The 19,930-nt window shown below is 65.5% G+C and carries 21 protein-coding genes; 18 read left to right on the forward strand and 3 right to left on the reverse strand.

Annotated elements, in window-relative coordinates; translation table 11 throughout:
• Positions 1–20: 20 nt before the first annotated feature.
• The 3 genes from NJLHNGOC_RS01115 to NJLHNGOC_RS01125 form a co-directional block, all read right to left on the reverse strand.
• Complete coding sequence (locus NJLHNGOC_RS01115) at positions 21–1,709, reverse strand: M3 family oligoendopeptidase (protein ID WP_113594706.1); 1,689 nt, start codon at positions 1,707–1,709, stop codon at positions 21–23.
• 114 nt (positions 1,710–1,823) lie between these two features.
• Positions 1,824–3,761 carry an OPT family oligopeptide transporter gene (locus tag NJLHNGOC_RS01120; protein WP_113594707.1) on the reverse strand — a complete coding sequence of 646 codons (1,938 nt, stop codon included), beginning with the start codon at positions 3,759–3,761 and terminating at the stop codon, positions 1,824–1,826.
• Between the two features lie 126 nt (positions 3,762–3,887).
• A complete protein-coding gene (locus NJLHNGOC_RS01125; RefSeq protein ID WP_113594708.1) occupies positions 3,888–4,481 on the reverse strand; it encodes a hypothetical protein in 594 nt (197 codons plus the stop codon).
• A gap of 286 nt (positions 4,482–4,767) precedes the next feature.
• On the opposite strand from NJLHNGOC_RS01125, the gene ispH reads away from it, so the two are divergent.
• The 18 genes from ispH (at position 4,768) to leuD (ending at position 19,918) form a co-directional block, all read left to right on the forward strand.
• The gene (gene ispH / locus NJLHNGOC_RS01130; protein ID WP_206057914.1) at positions 4,768–5,757 is read left to right on the forward strand and encodes a 4-hydroxy-3-methylbut-2-enyl diphosphate reductase; all 990 of its coding nucleotides are present in this window, start codon (positions 4,768–4,770) and stop codon (positions 5,755–5,757) included.
• 18 nt (positions 5,758–5,775) lie between these two features.
• Positions 5,776–6,744, forward strand: a complete 969-nt coding sequence (locus NJLHNGOC_RS01135) for a homoserine kinase (RefSeq protein WP_113594709.1) — start codon at positions 5,776–5,778, stop codon at positions 6,742–6,744.
• The gene (rnhA, locus tag NJLHNGOC_RS01140; RefSeq protein ID WP_113594710.1) at positions 6,744–7,238 is read left to right on the forward strand and encodes a ribonuclease HI; all 495 of its coding nucleotides are present in this window, start codon (positions 6,744–6,746) and stop codon (positions 7,236–7,238) included. Before NJLHNGOC_RS01135 ends, rnhA begins: the two co-directional genes overlap by 1 nt.
• On the forward strand, positions 7,235–7,981 hold the full coding sequence (locus NJLHNGOC_RS01145) for an ABC transporter ATP-binding protein (protein WP_239021246.1): 747 nt from the start codon (positions 7,235–7,237) through the stop codon (positions 7,979–7,981). Before rnhA ends, NJLHNGOC_RS01145 begins: the two co-directional genes overlap by 4 nt.
• Positions 7,978–8,739, forward strand: coding sequence for an ABC transporter permease (locus NJLHNGOC_RS01150; RefSeq protein ID WP_113594809.1), 762 nt, complete (start codon positions 7,978–7,980; stop codon positions 8,737–8,739). The genes NJLHNGOC_RS01145 and NJLHNGOC_RS01150 overlap by 4 nt, the downstream gene beginning before the upstream one ends.
• 114 nt (positions 8,740–8,853) lie before the next feature.
• On the forward strand, positions 8,854–9,735 hold the full coding sequence (locus NJLHNGOC_RS01155; protein ID WP_113594712.1) for a nucleoside hydrolase: 882 nt from the start codon (positions 8,854–8,856) through the stop codon (positions 9,733–9,735).
• Between the two features lie 191 nt (positions 9,736–9,926).
• Positions 9,927–10,889 carry a phosphate ABC transporter permease subunit PstC gene (gene pstC / locus NJLHNGOC_RS01160; protein WP_113594713.1) on the forward strand — a complete coding sequence of 321 codons (963 nt, stop codon included), beginning with the start codon at positions 9,927–9,929 and terminating at the stop codon, positions 10,887–10,889.
• The gene (gene pstA / locus NJLHNGOC_RS01165) at positions 10,890–11,795 is read left to right on the forward strand and encodes a phosphate ABC transporter permease PstA (protein ID WP_113594714.1); all 906 of its coding nucleotides are present in this window, start codon (positions 10,890–10,892) and stop codon (positions 11,793–11,795) included.
• A gap of 2 nt (positions 11,796–11,797) precedes the next feature.
• Positions 11,798–12,583, forward strand: a complete 786-nt coding sequence (gene pstB / locus NJLHNGOC_RS01170; protein WP_408890379.1) for a phosphate ABC transporter ATP-binding protein PstB — start codon at positions 11,798–11,800, stop codon at positions 12,581–12,583.
• A 66-nt stretch (positions 12,584–12,649) separates the two neighbouring features.
• Positions 12,650–13,348, forward strand: coding sequence for a phosphate signaling complex protein PhoU (gene phoU / locus NJLHNGOC_RS01175; RefSeq protein WP_113594716.1), 699 nt, complete (start codon positions 12,650–12,652; stop codon positions 13,346–13,348).
• A gap of 162 nt (positions 13,349–13,510) precedes the next feature.
• Positions 13,511–13,999, forward strand: coding sequence for a Spy/CpxP family protein refolding chaperone (locus tag NJLHNGOC_RS01180; protein WP_113594717.1), 489 nt, complete (start codon positions 13,511–13,513; stop codon positions 13,997–13,999).
• 168 nt (positions 14,000–14,167) lie between these two features.
• Positions 14,168–15,562 (forward strand): signal recognition particle protein, encoded by a 1,395-nt coding sequence (gene ffh / locus NJLHNGOC_RS01185; RefSeq protein ID WP_113594718.1) that lies wholly within the window; start codon positions 14,168–14,170, stop codon positions 15,560–15,562.
• A 59-nt stretch (positions 15,563–15,621) separates the two neighbouring features.
• Positions 15,622–15,966: a 30S ribosomal protein S16 gene (gene rpsP, locus NJLHNGOC_RS01190; RefSeq protein WP_110526011.1), complete on the forward strand. Its 345-nt coding sequence runs from the start codon at positions 15,622–15,624 to the stop codon at positions 15,964–15,966.
• Between the two features lie 40 nt (positions 15,967–16,006).
• A complete protein-coding gene (gene rimM, locus NJLHNGOC_RS01195) occupies positions 16,007–16,564 on the forward strand; it encodes a ribosome maturation factor RimM (protein ID WP_113594719.1) in 558 nt (185 codons plus the stop codon).
• Positions 16,561–17,310: a tRNA (guanosine(37)-N1)-methyltransferase TrmD gene (gene trmD, locus NJLHNGOC_RS01200; RefSeq protein ID WP_113594720.1), complete on the forward strand. Its 750-nt coding sequence runs from the start codon at positions 16,561–16,563 to the stop codon at positions 17,308–17,310. The genes rimM and trmD overlap by 4 nt, the downstream gene beginning before the upstream one ends.
• A gap of 29 nt (positions 17,311–17,339) precedes the next feature.
• Positions 17,340–17,738, forward strand: a complete 399-nt coding sequence (gene rplS / locus NJLHNGOC_RS01205; RefSeq protein ID WP_110526021.1) for a 50S ribosomal protein L19 — start codon at positions 17,340–17,342, stop codon at positions 17,736–17,738.
• A gap of 151 nt (positions 17,739–17,889) precedes the next feature.
• Entirely contained in the window at positions 17,890–19,293 is a 1,404-nt protein-coding gene (gene leuC, locus NJLHNGOC_RS01210) for a 3-isopropylmalate dehydratase large subunit (RefSeq protein WP_113594721.1), read from the forward strand.
• A 1-nt stretch (position 19,294) separates the two neighbouring features.
• The gene (gene leuD / locus NJLHNGOC_RS01215) at positions 19,295–19,918 is read left to right on the forward strand and encodes a 3-isopropylmalate dehydratase small subunit (protein ID WP_113594722.1); all 624 of its coding nucleotides are present in this window, start codon (positions 19,295–19,297) and stop codon (positions 19,916–19,918) included.
• Positions 19,919–19,930: the final 12 nt, after the last annotated feature.

Below are 19,930 nucleotides of genomic sequence, written 5' to 3' on the forward strand. Positions count from 1 at the left end.
GCGACGCAGGGGGCTTTTCCTTATTCCCCCGGCAGCGCGATGTTGAGGTAACGCGCGGCCTCGCGCACCGTTTCCTCCAGCGCGCCGGGCTGGAATGGGGAGGTCAGGCCCGCCTGGCGCACCAGGTCGGTAAAGGGGGCGGACCCGCCGCGTTCGCACAGGGCCACGTAATCGCGCAGCGCCCGGTCCTGATCGACGCGGCTGCGTTGCCAGAACTGCAGCGCGCAGCACAGCGCCAGCGCGTAATCGATGTAATAGAAGGGCGAGCGGTAGATATGCCCCTGCGCCTGCCACCGGCCACCGGCCGACGGATGGGCGATTCCACCATAATCGCGCCATGGCAGGTAACGACGCTCCATCTCGCGCCACAGTTCGTGGCGCTGGGCCGGGGTCATGTCCGGGTGGGCATAGATTTCATGCTGGAAATGATCCACGCACACGCCATAGGGCAGGAAGGAGAGCGAACCGATCAGGTGCATCTGCCGGTAACGTTCCGCCTCGCCCTGCGCGACCATCAGGTCCATGTGGGGCCATGTCAGGAATTCCAGCGCCATGGAATTGATTTCCGCCGCATCCATCGTCGGCCACAACAGGTCCACCGCAGGCAGCCCGCGACTTTTCCAGTTCTGGTAGGCATGGCCCATTTCATGGGTGAACACGTTGATGTCGTGCTGCGTCCCGTTGAAATTGGCAAAGATGAAGGGCATCCCCACCGTGGGGAAGGAGGTGCAGAACCCGCCGCCCGCCTTGCCTTCGCGGTTCTGCAGGTCAAGGAACCCGCCTTCGCGCATCTGGCGGTAGAACGGACCCAGATCGCCGCCCATGCGGTCAAACATCACCTGCGCCTGCTGCACCAGCACGTCATGGCCGCCAATGGGGCGTGGATTTCCCATGGGGTCAATCAGCGGCTCGTCCCATGAATACAGGCATTCCCACCCCATCGTGGCGCGGCGGCGTTCAAGGATGCGCTGCACCAGCGGGACGACATGCGTGCGGACTTCCTCGCGAAAGCGGGCGACATCCTGCGGGCCGTAATCCACCCGCCGCATCCGGCGATAGGCCAGCGCGGTATAGGCGTCATAGCCAAGGGCGGTGGCCATGTCGGCGCGGACATGCACCAGACGGTCGAACAGCGTGTCGAGCTGCGTCCCGTTCGTGGCGAAGAATTCCCATCGCACCCGCTCCGCCTGTTCGCGGGTGGCGCGGTCAGTGCTTTCGGCATAGGGGGCAAGGCCGGACAGGTTGACGGTTTCCCCCCCGATCGACAGCCGGGCAGAGGCGATCAGCGCGGTATATTCCCCGCTCAGCCGGGCTTCCTCCTCCAGCGCGTCGGCGATTCGCGAATCAAATGTCGTGATGTCCGTCCGCCACAGCTCCAGCGTATGTGGACTGAGCGCGGCGCCCACGGCCTGCTGGTCCGGATCATCAAGCAGCCGCCGCTTGATCGCGACCTCGAACGCCGTGACATAGGGCGTCAGGGAATCCGCGTAATCACGTTCCCCCTTATTGGCGGCGGAAGTCGTATCCTGCGAAAAACGCAGGTCCGTCATCGCGGACCAGCTTTCGTAATCCCGCCGGATCGTATCGAACAGCGTCAGCGCGTCGGCGCGCCGGTCCTGATCTAGAAGGGTGGAAACCTGTCCGAATCTGAGGGCAAGCCTTTCCCTGGTCGGGCGGGGGAAATCAAGTTCGCTGAATCGTAATGCCATGCCCTGATGCTGCCATCATAAGACGTCGAGGTCTATCGCCCGGAATCGGACGAATGCTGCGTCCCGACCGTCGCCATCCGGAGCACAGATGGCGGCGCAGGGCGAGTCGGCTACCTATCGCGCACGCAGGACATAGCGGATAAACCACACGCACATCCCTGCGAAAACCACCGCGCCGGCCATTCCCGGCACGATGGGGGGAACGCCCGCTGGCAGGATCGACAGCGCGCTGTCCCGCCCGGCGAATCCCGCGACAGCCGACAGCGCGACTCCCATCAGGCTTTCACCCACGATCAGCCCGGACGCCAGCATCGTGCCAACCTGCGAGGACCCGGTGGCGGAGGGGACGCGGCGTCGGTTGCATATCCATCCCACCAGCGCGCCCACCGCCAGGGTGACGGTCACGGCCGGCGGCAGGTAGATGCCGATCCCCACCGCCAGCGGCGGCAGCGAACGGCCCCGGCGGCGCAGCAGCAGGTCGGTCGCGATGGTCACGACGGCAAGCACCCCGCCAATGGCAAGCATGTTCCAGTCCAGCTGATGGAGGAAGATGCCCGATGCGATCATCATCAGCAGTGCGGGCTGCGGGGCTGCCAGCGCGCGTGTCGGGTCCATGCCCGGATGCGGCAGGTACCCGACAAAGCCATAGGTCTGGTAAAGGATGTTCAGCACCGGCGGGATCACCAGCGCGCCGGTCGCGCATCCGATCAGCAGCGCGACCTGCTGGCGCCATGGCGTGGCGCCCACCAGCTGTCCTGTCTTGAGGTCCTGCAGGTTGTCGTTGGAAATCGCGGCGGACGCGATCAGCGCCGACAGGATGTACAGGCAGAACGCGATGCCGCCATGTTCGCCAACCGATGCGGGAAACAGTCCCAGCGCGCGCATGCCGATGAAGAGCGAGGCGATGAGGATCACCGCCACGATGGCGATGCCCGAAATGGGGGAGGAGGAGGACCCCACGATTCCCGCCATGTATCCACACGTCGCCGCCACGAGGAAGCCGATCAGCATGCAGCAGGCCATTCCCGTCAGCGCCAGCCCGATGGTTCCCGCGGTCACGCCGCCAAACGGCGCAAGGAAGGCGATGAACATGCCCGTCAGGACGATGCTGATCCCCGCCGCCAGCAGCCCCACCTGCCGCAAGGGCAGGTCGCCGCCGTCATCGTGCCTGCCGCCGGCAGGCGCCGCGCGCAGGCTGGCGCGGATGCCGCCGATGATCGGTCCCATCATGCATCCCAGCGTCCAGATGGAGGCGATGGCAATCATGCCCGCCCCGATGAAGCGCACGTCATGCATCCATACGCTGGTGGCGTGCGCGTCAGGGCCAAGGTTCGCGGGGTTCGCCTCATGTGCCGTCAGGAACGGCACGAAGCCCCCCCACGCCAGCACCGCGCCCAGCAGCATCGCAAGCCCGCCCTCGATTCCCACCAGATAGCCCGCGCCCAGCATCGCCAGCGAAAAGCCGCATGATCCGCGAAAGATCGCATGTCCCCATGACAGCGTCACGGATGCCTCGTCCGCCAGCAGCCGCAGCCCCCCGGATACGAAGGTGACGACCGCCGCGATCACGCCCCCGCCCGTCAACGCCCGCAGGGCCACGGGACTGGTGTCCTTTTCCCCGGCCTTGAGGATTTCGGCCGCCGCTACCCCCTCGGGATAGGGCAGGGCGCTTTCCGTCACCATGGCGCGGCGCAGGGGAATGGTGAACAGCACCCCCGTCATGCCGCCCGCAGCCGACAGGAGGGCGGTTTCGATGAACGGAAAATGCTGCCAGTAGCCGACCATGATCAGCGCGGGGAGGGAGGCGAACACGCATGACAGCGTCCCCGCGGCGGAGGCCTGCGTCTGGACGATGTTGTTTTCAAGGATGCTGGAACCGCCCATCGCGCGCAGGACCGCCATCGAAATGACGGCGGCGGGAATGGAGGACGCGACGGTCAGCCCCACCTTCAGCCCGAGATAGATGTTCGATGCGGTAAAGACGAGGGTGATGAGCGCCCCGAGGATGATGCCGCGCAGCGACAGTTCCCGGGCTCTGCGCGTCGCGTTCATGCGGATGGCTGGCCTGCTTGCTGTGGAAGGGGGATATCCGTCATGCCATGCCCGGACGGGAAGGCACGCAGCCCCGCCGCGCGATGCGGGCGGCGGGGGCGTATCTGTCGGGGCGGCAACGGGGGATCAGAGCTTGTGGAACGTGGGCATCACGAGATGCGCGCGGTTGAAGTCAAGCTGCGCCTGCGTCAGCTGGAAGCCGATTTCGATATGGTACTGGTCGCTGTGGATGCGCCGTGAAATCGGCAGCGTGATGGGAATGTTGCGCGTGCTGGTGATTTTCTGAAGCTCGCCCCCGTCGAATTCGATGTGGGCGATGAATTCCTTCTTGCTCTTGATTTCGCCGTTATAGACCACCGCCACGAAATACGGGATGTTGACGAAATTGACCTTCGACGCCGGACCGCGCACGACATGCAGGCCGACCTGCATGTTGGTGACGACCGTCCTGTGGGCCCCGTCCGCGCATGAGCCGACGACTTCGCGCAGGGCGGAGCGCACCACGAGGTGCGACAGGTCATGCTCGCTGCCGGTGTACTGATAGTAATCAGCCGCCTCGCCAGGAATCTCCACGACAGGGCAGGCCGGGGCGAAGGCGATCGAATCCGACTGGGTCTGGCAACCGCTCGCCAGAAGCGGAAGGGCGAGCAGGGCGGCCGCGCGCGTGAAGGTGGCTGAACGGAACGAAAGAAACACGCGGGAAAGGGAATGGGGAATCATGCGGGGGTCCGGGCTTTCGTACTCGACATGGAATGACTGGATAATGGCGGTTGAAAGGGGCGAAAGGCAATCGGGTAACCAGAAGAAGGATATGTGGATGCCCCGTCATGGCGGGGAGGACATATATAGGAGAATAGGCTAGAATGAACGGGAAATGGCTTGCGCCATCGCCATGCTTTGCGTAGGGCCGGATCATTGCATCGGGATGCGGGACCGGACTTCAGCAGATCATGGCCCGTATCCTATACCGCCCGCCGGATGTTTGGGGAACACCATGCCCGACCAGATGATTCAGACACCAGATGCCCTCGCCCCCGTTGACGCATCGCCCCGCCTGCTCAAGGTCCTGCTCGCGGGGCCACGCGGCTTCTGCGCGGGGGTCGATCGCGCGATCCGCGTGGTTGAAGAGGCGATCCGCCGTTATGGCGCGCCCGTCTATGTGCGTCATGAAATCGTCCACAACCGCACGGTCGTGGAGGCGCTGGAGGCGCAGGGCGCGATTTTCGTGGAAGAGCTGGACGAGGTTCCGTCGGACGGACACGTGGTCTTTTCCGCCCATGGCGTGCCCAAGACCGTCCCGGCGGAAGCCATGCGCCGCAACCTGCTGTATCTGGATGCGACCTGCCCCCTCGTCTCCAAGGTGCACCGGGAGGCGGAACGCCATTTTGCCGATGGTGGCCCTGAAAGCCGCCATATCCTGATGATCGGCCATGCCGGCCATCCGGAGGTCGTCGGCACGATGGGGCAGCTGCCCGCCGGGGCGGTCACCCTGATCAACGACGCGGAAGAGGCCCGCACGGTACAGCCGGCCGATCCCACGCGCCTTGCCTTCATCACCCAGACGACGCTGTCGGTCGATGACACGGCGGAAATCGTCGATATCCTGCGCGACCGCTTCCCCCTGATCGAGGGGCCGAAGCGCGAGGACATCTGCTATGCCACCACAAACCGGCAGGAAGCGGTCAAGGCGATCGCGCCGGGATGTGACCTGGTGATCGTGATCGGATCGCCCAACTCCTCCAACTCCCAGCGGCTGCGGGAAGTGGCCGAACGCAGTGGCGCGCCGCGCGCCCTGCTGGTGCCGCGCCTCAACGCGCTGGACTGGTCGGTGCTGGACGGGGTGGAAACGCTGGGCATCACGGCCGGGGCGTCCGCGCCTGAATCGCTGGTGCAGGAAATGGTCGCGGCCCTTGCCAAGCGCTTCACGCTTGAAATCGAGGAACGTACGGTCAAGGAAGAAAACGTGACCTTCCGCCTGCCTGCGCCGCTCGGCTGATTTTTCGCAGCCGATACGATGGCGGTCTATACGGACGTCCCCCCCGACGAACTGTCCCGGTTTCTGGGCGGATATGACATTGGCGAACCTGTTTCATGCCACGGCATCGCCGAAGGCGTGGAAAACAGCAACTTCCTGCTGCGCACCACACGCGCGGACTACATCTTGACGCTGTATGAGCGCAGGGTGGTGCCGGGGGAGCTGCCATGGTTCCTGGGCCTGATGCTCTATCTCGCGCAGCGTGGGCTGTCATGTCCGCGTCCCGTGGCCGACCGCGCCGGAAGCACGCTGGGGCATCTGGCGGGACGTCCCGCCGCCATCACCACCTTCCTTCAGGGAACATGGCCCCGCCAGATCACCCCATCGCATTGCGAGGCGGTGGGCGCGGCCATGGCGCGACTGCATCAGGACGGGCAGGGATACACGGCGGAGCGGCGTAACGGCCTGGGGCCGGCGGCATGGCCGCCGCTGCTGGAATCCTGCCGTGCCCAGGGCGATCAGGTCCAGCCGGGACTGGTCGCGGAAATCGACGCCGCCCTTGCCACCGTGCTGCCGTCATGGCCGGGGCAGGGGGGGCATCCCGCCCTGCCGCGTGGACAGATCCATGCGGACCTGTTTCCTGACAACGTATTTTTCATTGATGATCGCCTGTCGGGACTGATCGATTTCTATTTCGCCTGCACCGACTGGCTGGCCTATGACCTCGCCATCGCCCTCAATGCATGGTGTTTCGACGAAAGCGCCGCCTTCTGTCCCGCGCGTGCGCAGGCGATGGTGCGGGGATATGAAAGCGTGCGCATCCTGACGGAGGATGAGCGCAGGGCGTTGCCGGTGCTTGCGACCGGGGCGTCCGTGCGGTTCACGCTGACGCGGCTGTATGACTGGATCAACACGCCGCCCGATGCGCTGGTCACGCCCAAGGACCCGCTGGATTACCTTGCGCGGCTGCGGTTCTTCCGCGCGCATCCCGCCATGGAGTGGCTGTAATGGAAGAAACGGCGCCCGACGTCACGGTGGATGACGATGACGTTGTGCGGATCTGGACCGATGGCGGGTGCAAGCCCAATCCCGGCCCTGGCGGCTGGGCCGCGCTGCTGCAGTTTCGCGGGCAGGAGCGCGAGATCACGGGCGGCGAGGTGGAGACGACCAACAACCGCATGGAACTGACTGCCGTGGCCGAGGCGCTGTCGGTCCTCAGGCGTCCGTGCCGGGTGGTGCTGCACAGTGACAGCCAGTACGTGTGCAACGGCATGACGCGCTGGTCCACGGGGTGGGTGCGGCGCCGGTGGCGCAATGCCTCGGGCGATCCGGTCGCGAACATGGACCTGTGGCAGCGCCTGCTTGACATCGCACCCCGGCATCAGATCACATGGCAGTGGGTGCGTGGCCATGCGGGCGATGAAAACAACGAACGCGTCGATGTCCTTGCGACCCGGGCGCGGGATGCGCTGGGCGTGGCCTATCCCGTCCGGCGGAAATGACGACGTCCGCAATGACCGGCCGTGCCCCCGCGATCACCCTGCGGGGACTGGGCCTGTCGATGGACGGGCAATGGGTTTTCAGAAATCTGGAGGGGCTTTTTCCCGCAGGACGGCTGACGGTCCTGCTGGGGGGGAGCGGTATTGGCAAGACCACCCTGCTGCGCCTGATGGCGGGGCTGCTTTCCCCCACGACCGGGGAGGTCGCTGCCGATGACGGGCTGCCCCTGACGGGCCGTGTGGGCTGGATGGGGCAGAATGACATGCTGCTGCCCTGGGCGCGGGTGGAGGACAATGTCATGCTGGGCAGCCGCCTGCGGGGGGAGGCACCGGATCGTGCGCGGGCACGCGGCCTGCTGGAACAGGTGGGGCTGGCGCAGTCGCGCGCCGCTCTGCCGGCGTCGCTGTCGGGGGGGATGCGCCAGCGCGTGGCCCTTGCCCGCGTGCTTTACGAAGGTCGACCGGTGGTCCTGATGGATGAACCCTTTTCGGCACTGGACAGCGTGACGCGCCTGCGGATGCATGAACTCGCGGCGCGGATGCTGTCGGGGTGTACGACCATCCTGATTACCCATGACCCGCTGGAGGCCTGCCGCATGGGACAGGCGCTGTTCATGATGGGCGGGGACCCGGTACGCCTGTCGGCCCTGCCGGTGCCGGGGGATGCCGCGATCCCGCGCGCGGTTGATGATCCGGCGCTGTTGGCGGCACAGGCCGATCTGTGGCGGCGGATGATGGCGGCATGACGATGGCGGCAAGGATCGGCCGCCCCCTGATAACGCTGCTGGGGCTGGTGTGCGTGTGGTGGGGAATCGCCCGCTGGGGACACGTGCCGCCATATCTGCTGCCCGCGCCCGACGCCGTGGGACGGGCATTGTGGCGGCAGCGGGCGTTGCTGGGCGACTCCGCGCTGACGACATTGACCGAGACGCTGTGCGGGCTGGCGCTGGGTGTGTGCGGGGGCGCGGTGCTGGCGCTGCTGATGGCGCTGTCGCCGGGGGTGCGGCGATGGACCATGCCCCTGATCCTGCTCAGCCAGGCCATTCCGGTCTTTGCCCTCGCGCCGCTGCTGGTGCTGTGGTTCGGCTTTGGCATGGCCTCGAAAATCGTGATGGCGGTGCTGGTCATCTTCTTTCCCGTGACATCGGCCTTTTCCGACGGCCTGCGCCAGACGCCGCCGGACTGGGTCGATCTTGCGCGCACGATGGGGGCGTCACGCTGGCGCCTGCTGTTTCTGGTGCGCCTGCCCGCGGCCCTGCCGGCGATGGCGTCGGGCATCCGCGTTGCTGCCGCCATCGCGCCCATCGGGGCAGTGGTAGGGGAGTGGGTCGGCGCGGCGTCGGGGCTGGGTTTTCTGATGCAGACGGCCAATACCCGGTTCGAAACCGACCTGATGTTCGCCGCCCTGCTGGTGCTGGCGGTCATGACGATCCTGCTGTGGTGGGTCGTGGACCTTTGCCTGACGCGGGCGTTGTACTGGGTGCCGGTCCAGCATGCGCAATGATTTTCTTACCGTCCCATCGGAATGGGGCATATGCGTGGCAGATGTTGACGGATGCGACGCAAGGGGCCACCACAACCCACAGATGATATTCGTGAACAAGACGGAAGCCGTGACATGACCCGTCCCCTTCTTCTGGACCTGACTGGCGCGCCGCAGGATATGGTGGCGCTCGTAATGGCGATGCAGGTTCCCGACATGCTCAATCCGATCGCTGTTACGACGGGGGGGCACGGGGCGCAGGCCCGTCAGGCCGCCGATCTGGCACGCACGGTGCTGCACAGGGCGGGACGGCCGGATATTCCCGTTCACGCCGGCAGCGGCCTTGCGCTGTTTCCGGCGCCCGGCGCGGTCATGGCGCAGGCGCGCGTGGCACGGGGGGAGTGTGAATTCCCCGCCCCCGCGATCATCCGCCATGTCATGGCCCATCCCGCAGACAGCGTCAGCATCTGCTGCACCGGCGCATTGACCAACGTGGCGCTGGCGCTGCTGCAGGAACCGCGTCTGGGTGCCCATCTGCATGGGATCGTGATCCTGGCGGATGCCGGTGGGGGAGAGGGGCGGGACCGCAACATCCATGCGGACCCCGAGGCCGCGGCCATTGTCCTTGCCTCCGGCGTGCCGGTGACGGTGCTGCCGCGTTCGTGTGTCGCGCGGGTCACGGCGGATGCCATCTGGATGGAACGTCTGGCGCTGCTTGCCGGCCGGGGCTGTGTCGGCGGGCTGGCGCATCAGCTCCTGCGCGATGGCGGGACGGTGGACGCGCCACTGGCCGCTGCGGTCGCGGTCATTTCCCTGCTGTGTCCGCAGCTGTTCGGTGGCCGTCTGGCGCATCTGGCGGTGGAATGTCGCGGTGAACTGACCCGTGGCATGCTGGTGTCGGCCGATGGTGGTGCCGATAATATCGCCCCCAATGCCTTTATGCTGCATGGGGTCAACGTGGATGCCTGCCGCGAAGTGGCGCGCGACCTGCTGCTGCACGCCGCAGGCATGGCATGAGCGCAACGGCGCGGGCGCGAAATATACCGCACCGGGGAAAAATACCCCTCATGACGCCCCCATGACGGTTGCAGGATGGATGGCCGGTCCAGTAATGGTCCGGGCAGGGAACGCGCCCCGCGGGTACCGTGCCTGCGTGGGGGTGGTGCCATGGATATGACGGAGCGCCGGATACGGCTGGGGTCTTCTGTATGGATCAGTCTATGACATCCTCTGATTCGCTGACGGGGGATACGCGCGGAAAAGGGGATGCGGTCTTCGCCGCGATCGTCCGTTGCAGCGCCCTGCTGATTCTGCTGGGACTGGGCGGCATGATCGCGGTCATGGCGTGGGGCGCGCGCGGGGCGTTCGCGACGTTTGGTCCCGGCTTTGTCCTTGATCCCGCATGGAACCCGGTCACACAGCATTTTGGCGCGGCGGCCCCGGTGTTCGGCACGCTTGTCACGGCGCTGGTGTCCATCGTGATCGCCGTGCCTCTGGCGTTCGGCATCGCCTTCTGGCTGACGGAAATCGCGTCGGCCCGGCTGGCCAGTGTCATCGGGACCGCGATCCAGCTGCTGGCGGCGGTCCCTTCGATCATTTTCGGCATGTGGGGCTTTACCGTCATCGTGCCCCTGATGGCGCGGTATGTGGAACCGGCGGCGTCGCATACGCTCGGGCGCGTGCCGGGGGTGGGGGCGCTGTTTCGCGGCGCGCCGTACGGAACCGGCTTCCTGACGGGGGGCATCATACTCGCGGTCATGATCACGCCCTTCATCTCGGCCGTCATGCGCGATGTCTTTACCTCCATGCCCGCCGTGCTGAAGGAAAGCGCCTACGGGCTCGGCATGACCCGGTGGGAGGTGATGCGCCGCATCGTGCTGCCATGGTCGCGCACGGCGGTGGTCGGCGGCATCATGCTGGGGCTGGGCCGCGCGCTGGGCGAGACGATGGCCATCACCTTCGTCATCGGCAACGCCAATCATATCGGCTGGTCGCTGTTTTCGCCGGGCAACACCATCGCGTCGCTGATCGCGCTGGAGTTTCCCGAAAGCGCGATGGGCAGCCTCAAATTCTCCTCCCTGATGGCGGCGGGTTTCCTGCTGATGGTAATTTCATTCACGACGCTGGTCTGTTCGCGCTGGCTGCTGCGTTCCGCGCGGGTGGCCAAGTAAATGGCCGCGCGCGAAACATCCGCCCGCGTGGACGCACCGTGTAGCGGCGCGGGCTGGCGGCGCGACAGCGCGTCGGATGCCCGCAGGCGGCTTGCCGACCGTATCGCGACGGGGTTCTGCTATGTCACCACGGCGCTCGTGCTGCTGATGCTGACCTCCATCCTGTATGTGCTGCTGCGCAACGGGCTGGCGGGCATTTCGTGGCGGACCTTTACCCATGTCACCCTTGCACCGGGACATGGCGGGGGGCTTGCCAATGCCATCGTCGGCAGCCTGATCCAGACGGGGCTCGCCGTGCTGATCGGCGCGCCCGCCGGGCTGCTGGCGGGGATTTACCTTGCGGAATTCTCCGCCACGGACGGGCGGCTTCTGGGGGCGGTGCGGTTCGTCTCCGACCTGCTGCTGTCCGCGCCCTCCATCCTGGTCGGGCTGTTCATTTATATGATCATCGTGGTGCCGTCGGGGCATTTTTCCGGTATTGCCGGGGCGCTTGCGCTGGCGATGCTGGTGGTGCCGGTGGTGGTGCGCACGACGGAGGACATGCTGCGCCTTGTCCCCGTCGCCATGCGTGAGGCCGCGTTCGCGCTGGGCGCGCCGCGCTGGCGGGTGGTCCTGTTCATCTGCCTGCGTGCCGCGCGTGATGGCGTCGCGACCGGCATCCTGCTGGCGCTGGCGCGCGTGTCGGGCGAAACCGCGCCGCTGCTGTTTACCTCGCTGGGGAACATGAACTGGTCCGTGCGCCCGGATGCGCCCATGGCCAGCCTGCCGATCGCCATCTATCAATATGCCGGGTCGGCCTATCCCGACTGGACCCAGATGGCATGGACAGGGGCGCTCCTGATTACGACAGGGATACTGATGATAAATATCGCCGTGCGCGTTGGGCTGGGGCGTGACAGGAAATGAACGTGGAAAACGTGGAAGATGCACGCCAGGCGTCCGGGGTCGCCATTTCGGTCCGCAACCTCGATTTCTATTATGGCGCGCACCATGCGCTGAAGAATATCTCGATCGACTTCCCCGACCGTCAGGTCACGGGCATGATCGGCCCGTCGGGCTGTGGTAAATCGACGCTGCTACGGGTGCTCAACCGCATGTACGACCTCTATCCAGGGCAGCGCGCCACGGGGGAGGTCATTTTTGATGGATGCAACATCCTCGGGCCGGGCGTGGACCTTAATGTCCTGCGCGCGCGCGTGGGCATGGTGTTCCAGAAGCCCACGCCATTCCCGATGTCCATCTATGACAACATCGCCTTTGGCGTGCGGCTGCATGAACGCATCTCCCGCGCGGACATGGACATGCGCGTCGAGGACGTGCTGCGTCGCGTCGCCCTGTGGCCGGAGGTCAAGGACCGCCTTGGCGCGTCGGCCGCCGCCCTGTCGGGCGGGCAGCAGCAGCGCCTGTGCATCGCGCGCACCATCGCCACCCGGCCGGAGGTCGTGCTGCTGGATGAGCCGACAAGTGCGCTTGATCCCGTATCCACCGCGCGGATCGAGGAGCTTCTGGATGAACTCAAGGCGGATTTCACCATTGCCATCGTGACGCACAACCTTCAGCAGGCCGCCCGCTGCGCCGATCAGGTCGCCTTTTTCTATATGGGGGAGGTCGTGGAGGTCGAAAGCGCGGATCGCATGTTCACCGCCCCGCGACAGCGCCGGACGCAGGATTACATCACCGGCCGGTTTGGCTGAGGCGACGGGACGACGCGCGGCACGCGCGGGGATTTTTGCATACGGACAGCAGGGGAGCGCGGGGCCATGCCCGTCGGCGGCCATACGGTCACAAGTTACGAGCAGGAACTGATATCCCTGCGCCACATGATGAACGAAATGGGTGGGCTGGTGGTCCGTCAGACCGAACTGGCCATCCGCGCGATCATCGGGGCCGATCCCGACGCGGCGGCGCAGGCCCGCGCGCTCGATCCGCAGGTCGATACGCTGGAGCGTGATGTGGAGGCGCTGGCCATACGTCTGCTGGCGCTGCGTTCGCCGATGGCCGGGGACCTGCGCGAAATCGTCTCCGCCCTGAAGGTCACGGGGGATCTGGAACGGATTGGCGATTATGCCGCCAGCATCGCCAAGCGTACGCTGCGCCTCGGGACGTTCATGACCGAAATCCCGTCCGCCGGGTTGCGCAGGATGGCGCAGCTCGTGCTGGAAAACCTGCGCGATGCGGTTGCGGCCCTTTCCACCCATGACAGCGATACGGCGATGCGGGTCTGGCGGGCGGATCCGGCGATCGATGAGATTTATACCGCGATGTTCCGTGAATTCGTCACATACATGATGGAAGATCCGCGCCAGATCGGCGCATGCACGAACCTGCTGTTCATCGCCAAGAATTTCGAGCGTATCGGCGACCACGCCACCAATATTGCCGAACGGGTTCATTATGTCGTGACGGGGGAGGTGCTGCCCACCGAACGCCCGCGCGGGACCGCGTCGCCGCAGGCATGAGCCGCCCCTTGGGCGCGGCCGGTTTTCTTACATTTTGTATCAAGAAGGCACGCTTCATCCCCTGCGGGATAACGTACCCTGCGGTTGTGGCCCCCTTGTCGTACACCGGGAGTCGGTGCAGGTTATGGGGGAAGTGTTATTACAACAGAGTGGAAGAATGCGATGATCAAGAAGATGATTCTGGCTGCAACCATCGTGGGCGGCATCGCCGGCATGGGCGCGGAAAGCTCGGCCGCGGTTGCCGCGCCCCCGCCGCCGCCGCCGTCCTGCCATGGCGCCCCCGGTGGCATGCCCTTCCTCGGCCAGGTCAGCCTGACGAAGGCGCAGCGCAAGAAGATCGATGCGATCCTGAAGGCCGACCACCCGGATTTCCATGCCGACATGGAAAAGGAATCCGGCCTGCATCACCAGATCCAGGACCTGCTGGCAACGCCGGGCAAGGTGGACGAGGCCCAGATCGTGTCGCTGCAGCAGCAGATCGCCAGCATCCATCAGGCGCATGAGGCCGAACGCCTGCAGACCGCCATCCGCATCCATGATGTCCTGACCGCCGACCAGCTGACGCAGATCAAGGCCGCGCAGGACAAGGCCGACAGCCTGCATGCGCAGCTGCGCGCCCTGATGGCGCCGCCGGCATCCCCCGCGCCCTGATTTCCACGCCTTTTCCACGTCCGTCCATCCGGGCGTGACATGCCTGCGCCGGTCCCGTCATGTAACCCTTGACAGGGCCTGCGCAGGAAAGTTATATCCACCACACTATCAGGCACGTCACTTCGCGAAGGCTCGCGCAGTGGCGCGTATTCTTTTGGGGAAAAACCTTTGTTCGAGACGCTGTCAGGCAAGCTCTCCGGTGTGTTCGATGGCCTCGCCAAGCGCGGGGCGCTGTCGGAGGCCGACGTCACCGAAGCCATGCGCGAGGTGCGTCTGGCGATGCTGGATGCCGACGTCGCGCTTCCGGTCGTCAAGGATTTCGTCAACAAGGTGCGCGAACGTGCCGTCGGGCACGAGGTGCTGGACAGCATCTCCCCCGGTCAGGCGGTCGCCAAGATCGTCAATGACGCGCTGATCGACGCGCTGGGCGGCGCGGGCGCGGTCCCGCTGAACCTCAGCGCCGTCCCGCCCGTGCCCATCCTGATGGTCGGACTTCAGGGATCGGGCAAGACGACGACGTCTGGCAAGATCGCGCTGCGGCTGGCGACACGCGAACGGCGCAAGGTCCTGCTCGCCAGTCTTGATACGCAGCGCCCGGCGGCCCAGCTGCAGCTGCAGCAGCTGGCCGAACGCGCGGGCGTTGCCTCGCTGCCGATCGTGGCGGGGCAGTCGCCGGTGGAAATCGCCCGTCGCGCGATGGATGTCGGACGTCGCGAGGGATATGACGTCGTCATCCTCGATACCGCCGGCCGCCTGTCGATCGACGAGGCCCTGATGGACGAGGTGCGGGCCATCCGCGCCGAAACCAGCCCGGCGGAGACGCTGCTGGTTGTCGATGCGATGACCGGGCAGGACGCGGTCAACACCGCCAAGGCCTTCAACGAGGCCGTGGGCGTCACCGGCGTGGTCATGACCCGTATGGATGGCGACGCGCGCGGGGGCGCCGCGCTGTCGATGCGCGCGATCACCGGCGCGCCCATCAAGCTGACGGGCTCGGGCGAGAAGCTCGACGCGCTGGAGGAATTCCATCCCGAACGTGTCGCGGGCCGTATCCTCGGCCTTGGCGATATCGCGGGACTGGTCGAAAAGGCCGCCGATACGCTCGACCACGAGGAGAGCGAGAAGATTGCAGCCAAGATGCTGCAGGGCAAGTTCGACCTTGACGATTACGCGGCCCAGATCCGGCAGATCAACAAGATGGGGTCCATTTCGGGCATCCTGAACATGCTGCCGGGCATGGGCAAGCTGAAGGAGGCGATGGGCGACAAGGAGATCGATACCTCGATCCTTGCGCGCCATCAGGCCATCATTTCATCCATGACCAAGGCGGAGCGCAAGACGCCCGCCATCATCAAGGCATCGCGCAAGAAGCGCATTGCCGCAGGGTCAGGAACAACCGTGCAGGAAGTGAACCGGCTGCTCAAGCAGTACGACACGATGTCCTCAATGATGAAGCGGTTGAACAAGTTGGGGGTAAAGGGACTGATGCGTCAGGGCCTTTCCGCGCTGATGCCCGGCGGGGGACGTCCCCCCGGCGGCGGTGGCCGTCCGCCGTTTGGCTGATGGCGCGTCACGTTTCCCTGTGTCTGTGTGTTTTACGAGTTATTTGTGGAGAAGTCTGAATGAGCCTCAAGATCCGCCTTGCACGCGCTGGTGCGAAGAAGCGTCCCTACTACCACATCGTCGTGGCTGACAGCCGTTCGCCCCGCGATGGCCGCTTTATCGAAAAGGTCGGTTCCTACAACCCGATGCTGCCGTCCGACCATGCCGACCGCGTGCGTCTGGTGGGTGAGCGCATCACCCACTGGCTGTCCAACGGCGCGCTGCCGACCGACCGCGTCGCCCGCTTCCTGGGCAATGCCGGCCTGGCGCCGAAGCCGACCTGGAACGAGCAGCCGAAGAAGTCCGCGCCGAAGAAGCGCGCGCAGGAACGCGCTGCTGCTGCGGCCGCGGCTGCCGCGGCCTGAGGCCCGGCGGTAGACAGGCAGGCACGATAGAAGGCAGGCGATGGATCGCGATCGTATCCTGATGGGCGTGGTGGGACGGCCGCATGGCGTGCGTGGGCTTGTGCATGTGCACAGCTATGCCGCCGTGCCCGAAGACCTTGCCCGTTACGGTGCGGTGCGTGATGAACACGGGAATGTCTGGCATCTGTCATGGCGGGGGAAAGGGATTGCCGAACTGCGTGACGCGGCGGGGCAGGCCATTTCCAGCCGTGAGGATGCGCAGAGGCTGGTCAACCGCAAACTGTATGTGGATCGTGCGGAACTGCCCGAACCTGAGGAAGACGAATTCTATGTCGCCGACCTTGTCGGGCTGCATGTGAGCGAACAGGGAACGGTGCCGCCGCGTGATCTGGGCCAGGTTCGCTTGGTCCATGATTATGGCGCGGGCGTCAGCCTGGAAATTGTCGGGCCGCAGGGCATGATCCTGCTGCCGTTCACGCGGGCCTGCGTGCCCGTGGTGGACATGGCGGCGCGCCGGATCGAGGTCGTGCTGCCCGACGAGATCGAGGTCCCGGCCGAGTTCTTCCCCGGCGATGGCGCGGCGGAGTCCGTGGCATGACGACGTGGCAGGTGACGGCCCTGACGCTGTTCCCCGAGATGTTTCCCGGTTCGCTCGGCTGTTCGCTGGCGGGACGGGCGCTGCGGGAGGGGATCTGGTCGATGGAAACGCAGGACCTGCGCAACCATGGGCTGGGCCGGCATCGCAACATCGACGATACGCCATTCGGCGGCGGGGCCGGCATGGTCATGCGGCCCGATGTCGTATCGGCGGCGCTGAAGGATGTCGATCCTGCCGGGCGTCCCGTGATCTACCCCACCCCGCGTGGCCGCACCCTGACACAGTCGGACGTGCGGCGGTATGCGTCGGGGCCGGGGGTCGTCGTGCTGTGTGGCCGGTATGAAGGCGTGGACGAACGGGTGCTGGAGGCACGCGATATCGAACAGGTCTCCATCGGTGACTATATCCTGTCGGGAGGCGAGGTCGCGGCCCTTGTGCTGCTTGATGCCTGCGTGCGGCTGCTGCCGGGCGTCATGGGATCGGACAGCAGCGCGACTGAGGAAAGCTTTTCCGGCGGTCTGCTTGAATACCCGCATTATACCAGGCCGGCACGGTGGGAGGGGCATGACGTGCCCGATGTCCTGCTGTCCGGTGATCATGGCGCCGTTGCCCGGTGGCGTCATGAAATGGCCGAGATGGCAACGCGGCAGCGGCGTCCCGACCTGTGGGCCGCCTATGTGGCGCGTGCTGGCGAAGATATCTCCCGACCTGTCGGCGTGCATGCCGGCGTGGATCGGCTGAACTGAATACAAACCAATCAACCAAGGACCCGATCATGAACATCATCCAGAAATACGAGGCGGAAGAAATCGCCCGTCTGACCGCGACCCGCGCGGTTCCGGAATTTGCCCCGGGCGACACGGTGCGCGTCGGCGTGCATGTGGTCGAAGGTTCGCGCAAGCGTGTGCAGGCCTATGAAGGCGTGGTGATCGCGCGTTCGAACAAGGGCCTGAACAGCAACTTCACCGTGCGCAAGATTTCCAATGGTGAAGGCGTGGAGCGCGTGTTCCCGCTGTATTCCCCCGCCATCGCCGACATCACGGTGGTCCGTCGCGGCATGGTCCGCCGTGCGAAGCTGTATTACCTGCGTGGCCGTCGCGGCAAGTCCGCCCGTATCGCGGAACGTCCCCGCGACACGACGCCCGCAGCCACCACGGAAGCGGCGGCGAACTGATCCGCGACCCTGCCGTCCGTCCTGTCGCATGCTGGCGCGTCAGGACGGATGGCGCTTTTTTTCGATTGCAAGGCCGGCACCGTTCGTATCTGCCATGATGCAGCCAACGAACCACGGATCCGGCATGTCGTATGCTGGGGGATAGGAACTGATGGCTGCACGTACGCTGTTCGACAAGATTTGGGACAGTCATGTCGTGGAACGTCTCCCGGACAGTACGGCCATCCTTTATATCGACCGTCACCTTATCCATGAGGTGACAAGCCCGCAGGCGTTCGAGGGGCTGCGGATGACCGGGCGGCGTCTGCGCCATCCGGAAGCCATGATCGCGGTGGTCGATCACAACGTCCCGACATCCGACCGCACATTGCCGATCGAGGAGGCGGAAAGCCGCAACCAGATCGAGACGCTGGAACGTAACGTCGCGGAATTCGGCGTGCCGTATTTCCCGCTGCTGTCGGAACGTCAGGGCATCGTGCATGTCGTCGGGCCGGAACAGGGGATTTCCCTGCCGGGCATGACCATCGTGTGCGGCGACAGCCATACCTCCACCCATGGCGCGCTGGGCGCGCTGGCGTTCGGGATCGGCACGTCCGAGGTCGAGCACGTCATGGCGACGCAGACCCTGCTGCAGAAACCCGCCAGGAACATGAAGGTCGCGGTGGAGGGCAAGGTCGGTCCGGGCGTCAGCGCCAAGGACATCATGCTGGCGATCATCGGCAGGCTCGGCACGGCCGGGGGGACCGGCTACATCATCGAATTCACCGGCTCCGCGATCCGGGCGCTCGACATGGCGGGGCGCATGACGATCTGCAACATGTCGATCGAGGCCGGGGCGCGCGCCGGGCTTGTCGCCCCGGACGAGACGACGTTCGAATATGTGCGCGGCCGTCCCTTCGCCCCCAAGGGCGAAGCGTTCGAACAGGCCGTTGCCTACTGGAAGACCCTCGTCTCCGACGAGGGTGCGCATTACGACAAGGTGGTGGAACTGCGGGCCGAGGAGATTTCGCCCGTCCTGACATGGGGCACCAGCCCGGAAACCGTCATTCCCGTGACCGGGAACGTACCGGACCCCGCCGATGAACCGGACATGGCGCGCAGGGCGCAGATGCAGCGCATGCTCGACTACATGGGGCTGAGCGCCGGGCAGAAGATCGCGGGCACGCCCGTTGATGTCGTCTTCATCGGGTCCTGCACCAACAGCCGGATCGAGGACCTGCGCGCCGCGGCCGCCATCGTGGCGGGACGGCACGTCGCCGAAGGCGTGCGCGCGATGGTCGTGCCGGGATCGGGGATCGTGAAGGCGCAGGCGGAGCAGGAGGGGCTGGACCGCATTTTCCTCGATGCCGGGTTTGAATGGCGCGAGGCGGGATGTTCGATGTGCCTTGGCATGAACCCGGACAAGCTGACGCCGGGGCAGCGTTGCGCCTCGACATCCAACCGTAATTTCGAGGGACGGCAGGGACCCGGTGGCCGCACCCACCTGCTGTCGCCCGCGATGGCGGCCGCGGCGGCTGTCACGGGATGTCTGACCGATGTGCGGGAGCTGATCTGAAATGGATAAATTCACGGTCCTGACGGGCACTGCCGCTCCGCTGCCGCAGGAAAACATCGACACGGACAAGATCATTCCCGCGCGGTTCCTCAAGACCACAAAGCGTTCCGGGCTTGGCGTGCATGCGTTCGACAGCATGCGCTACAACGTCGATGGTTCGGAAAACCCCGATTTCATCCTGAACCAGGCGCCGTATCGCAAATCGCAGATCCTGATCACCCATGACAATCTGGGCTGTGGCTCATCGCGCGAACATGCGCCATGGGCCCTGCTGGATTTCGGGATCCGCTGCGTCATCGCGCCGTCATTCGCGGATATCTTTTTCAACAACTGTTTCAAGAACGGCATCCTGCCGATCGCCCTGCCGCGCGAGATATGCGACGAACTGATGGCCGATTCCCGCATGGGGGAAAACGCCCGCATCACCATCGACCTGCAACGCCAGGTGGTCGTTCGCCCGGATGGCACCGAAATTCCGTTCGAGGTTGATCCCCTGCGCAGGCACCTGCTGCTGGAGGGACTGGACGATATCGGCCAGACGCTGCAGCACGAGGACGCGATCGAGACATTCGAGGCGCGCCGCAGGCGGGACGAACCATGGATGCCTTCCATCACCATCGACTGAACGTCGCGGCGC

Source organism: Novacetimonas cocois, assembly GCF_003311635.1.
GTDB classification, from domain to species: domain Bacteria; phylum Pseudomonadota; class Alphaproteobacteria; order Acetobacterales; family Acetobacteraceae; genus Novacetimonas; species Novacetimonas cocois.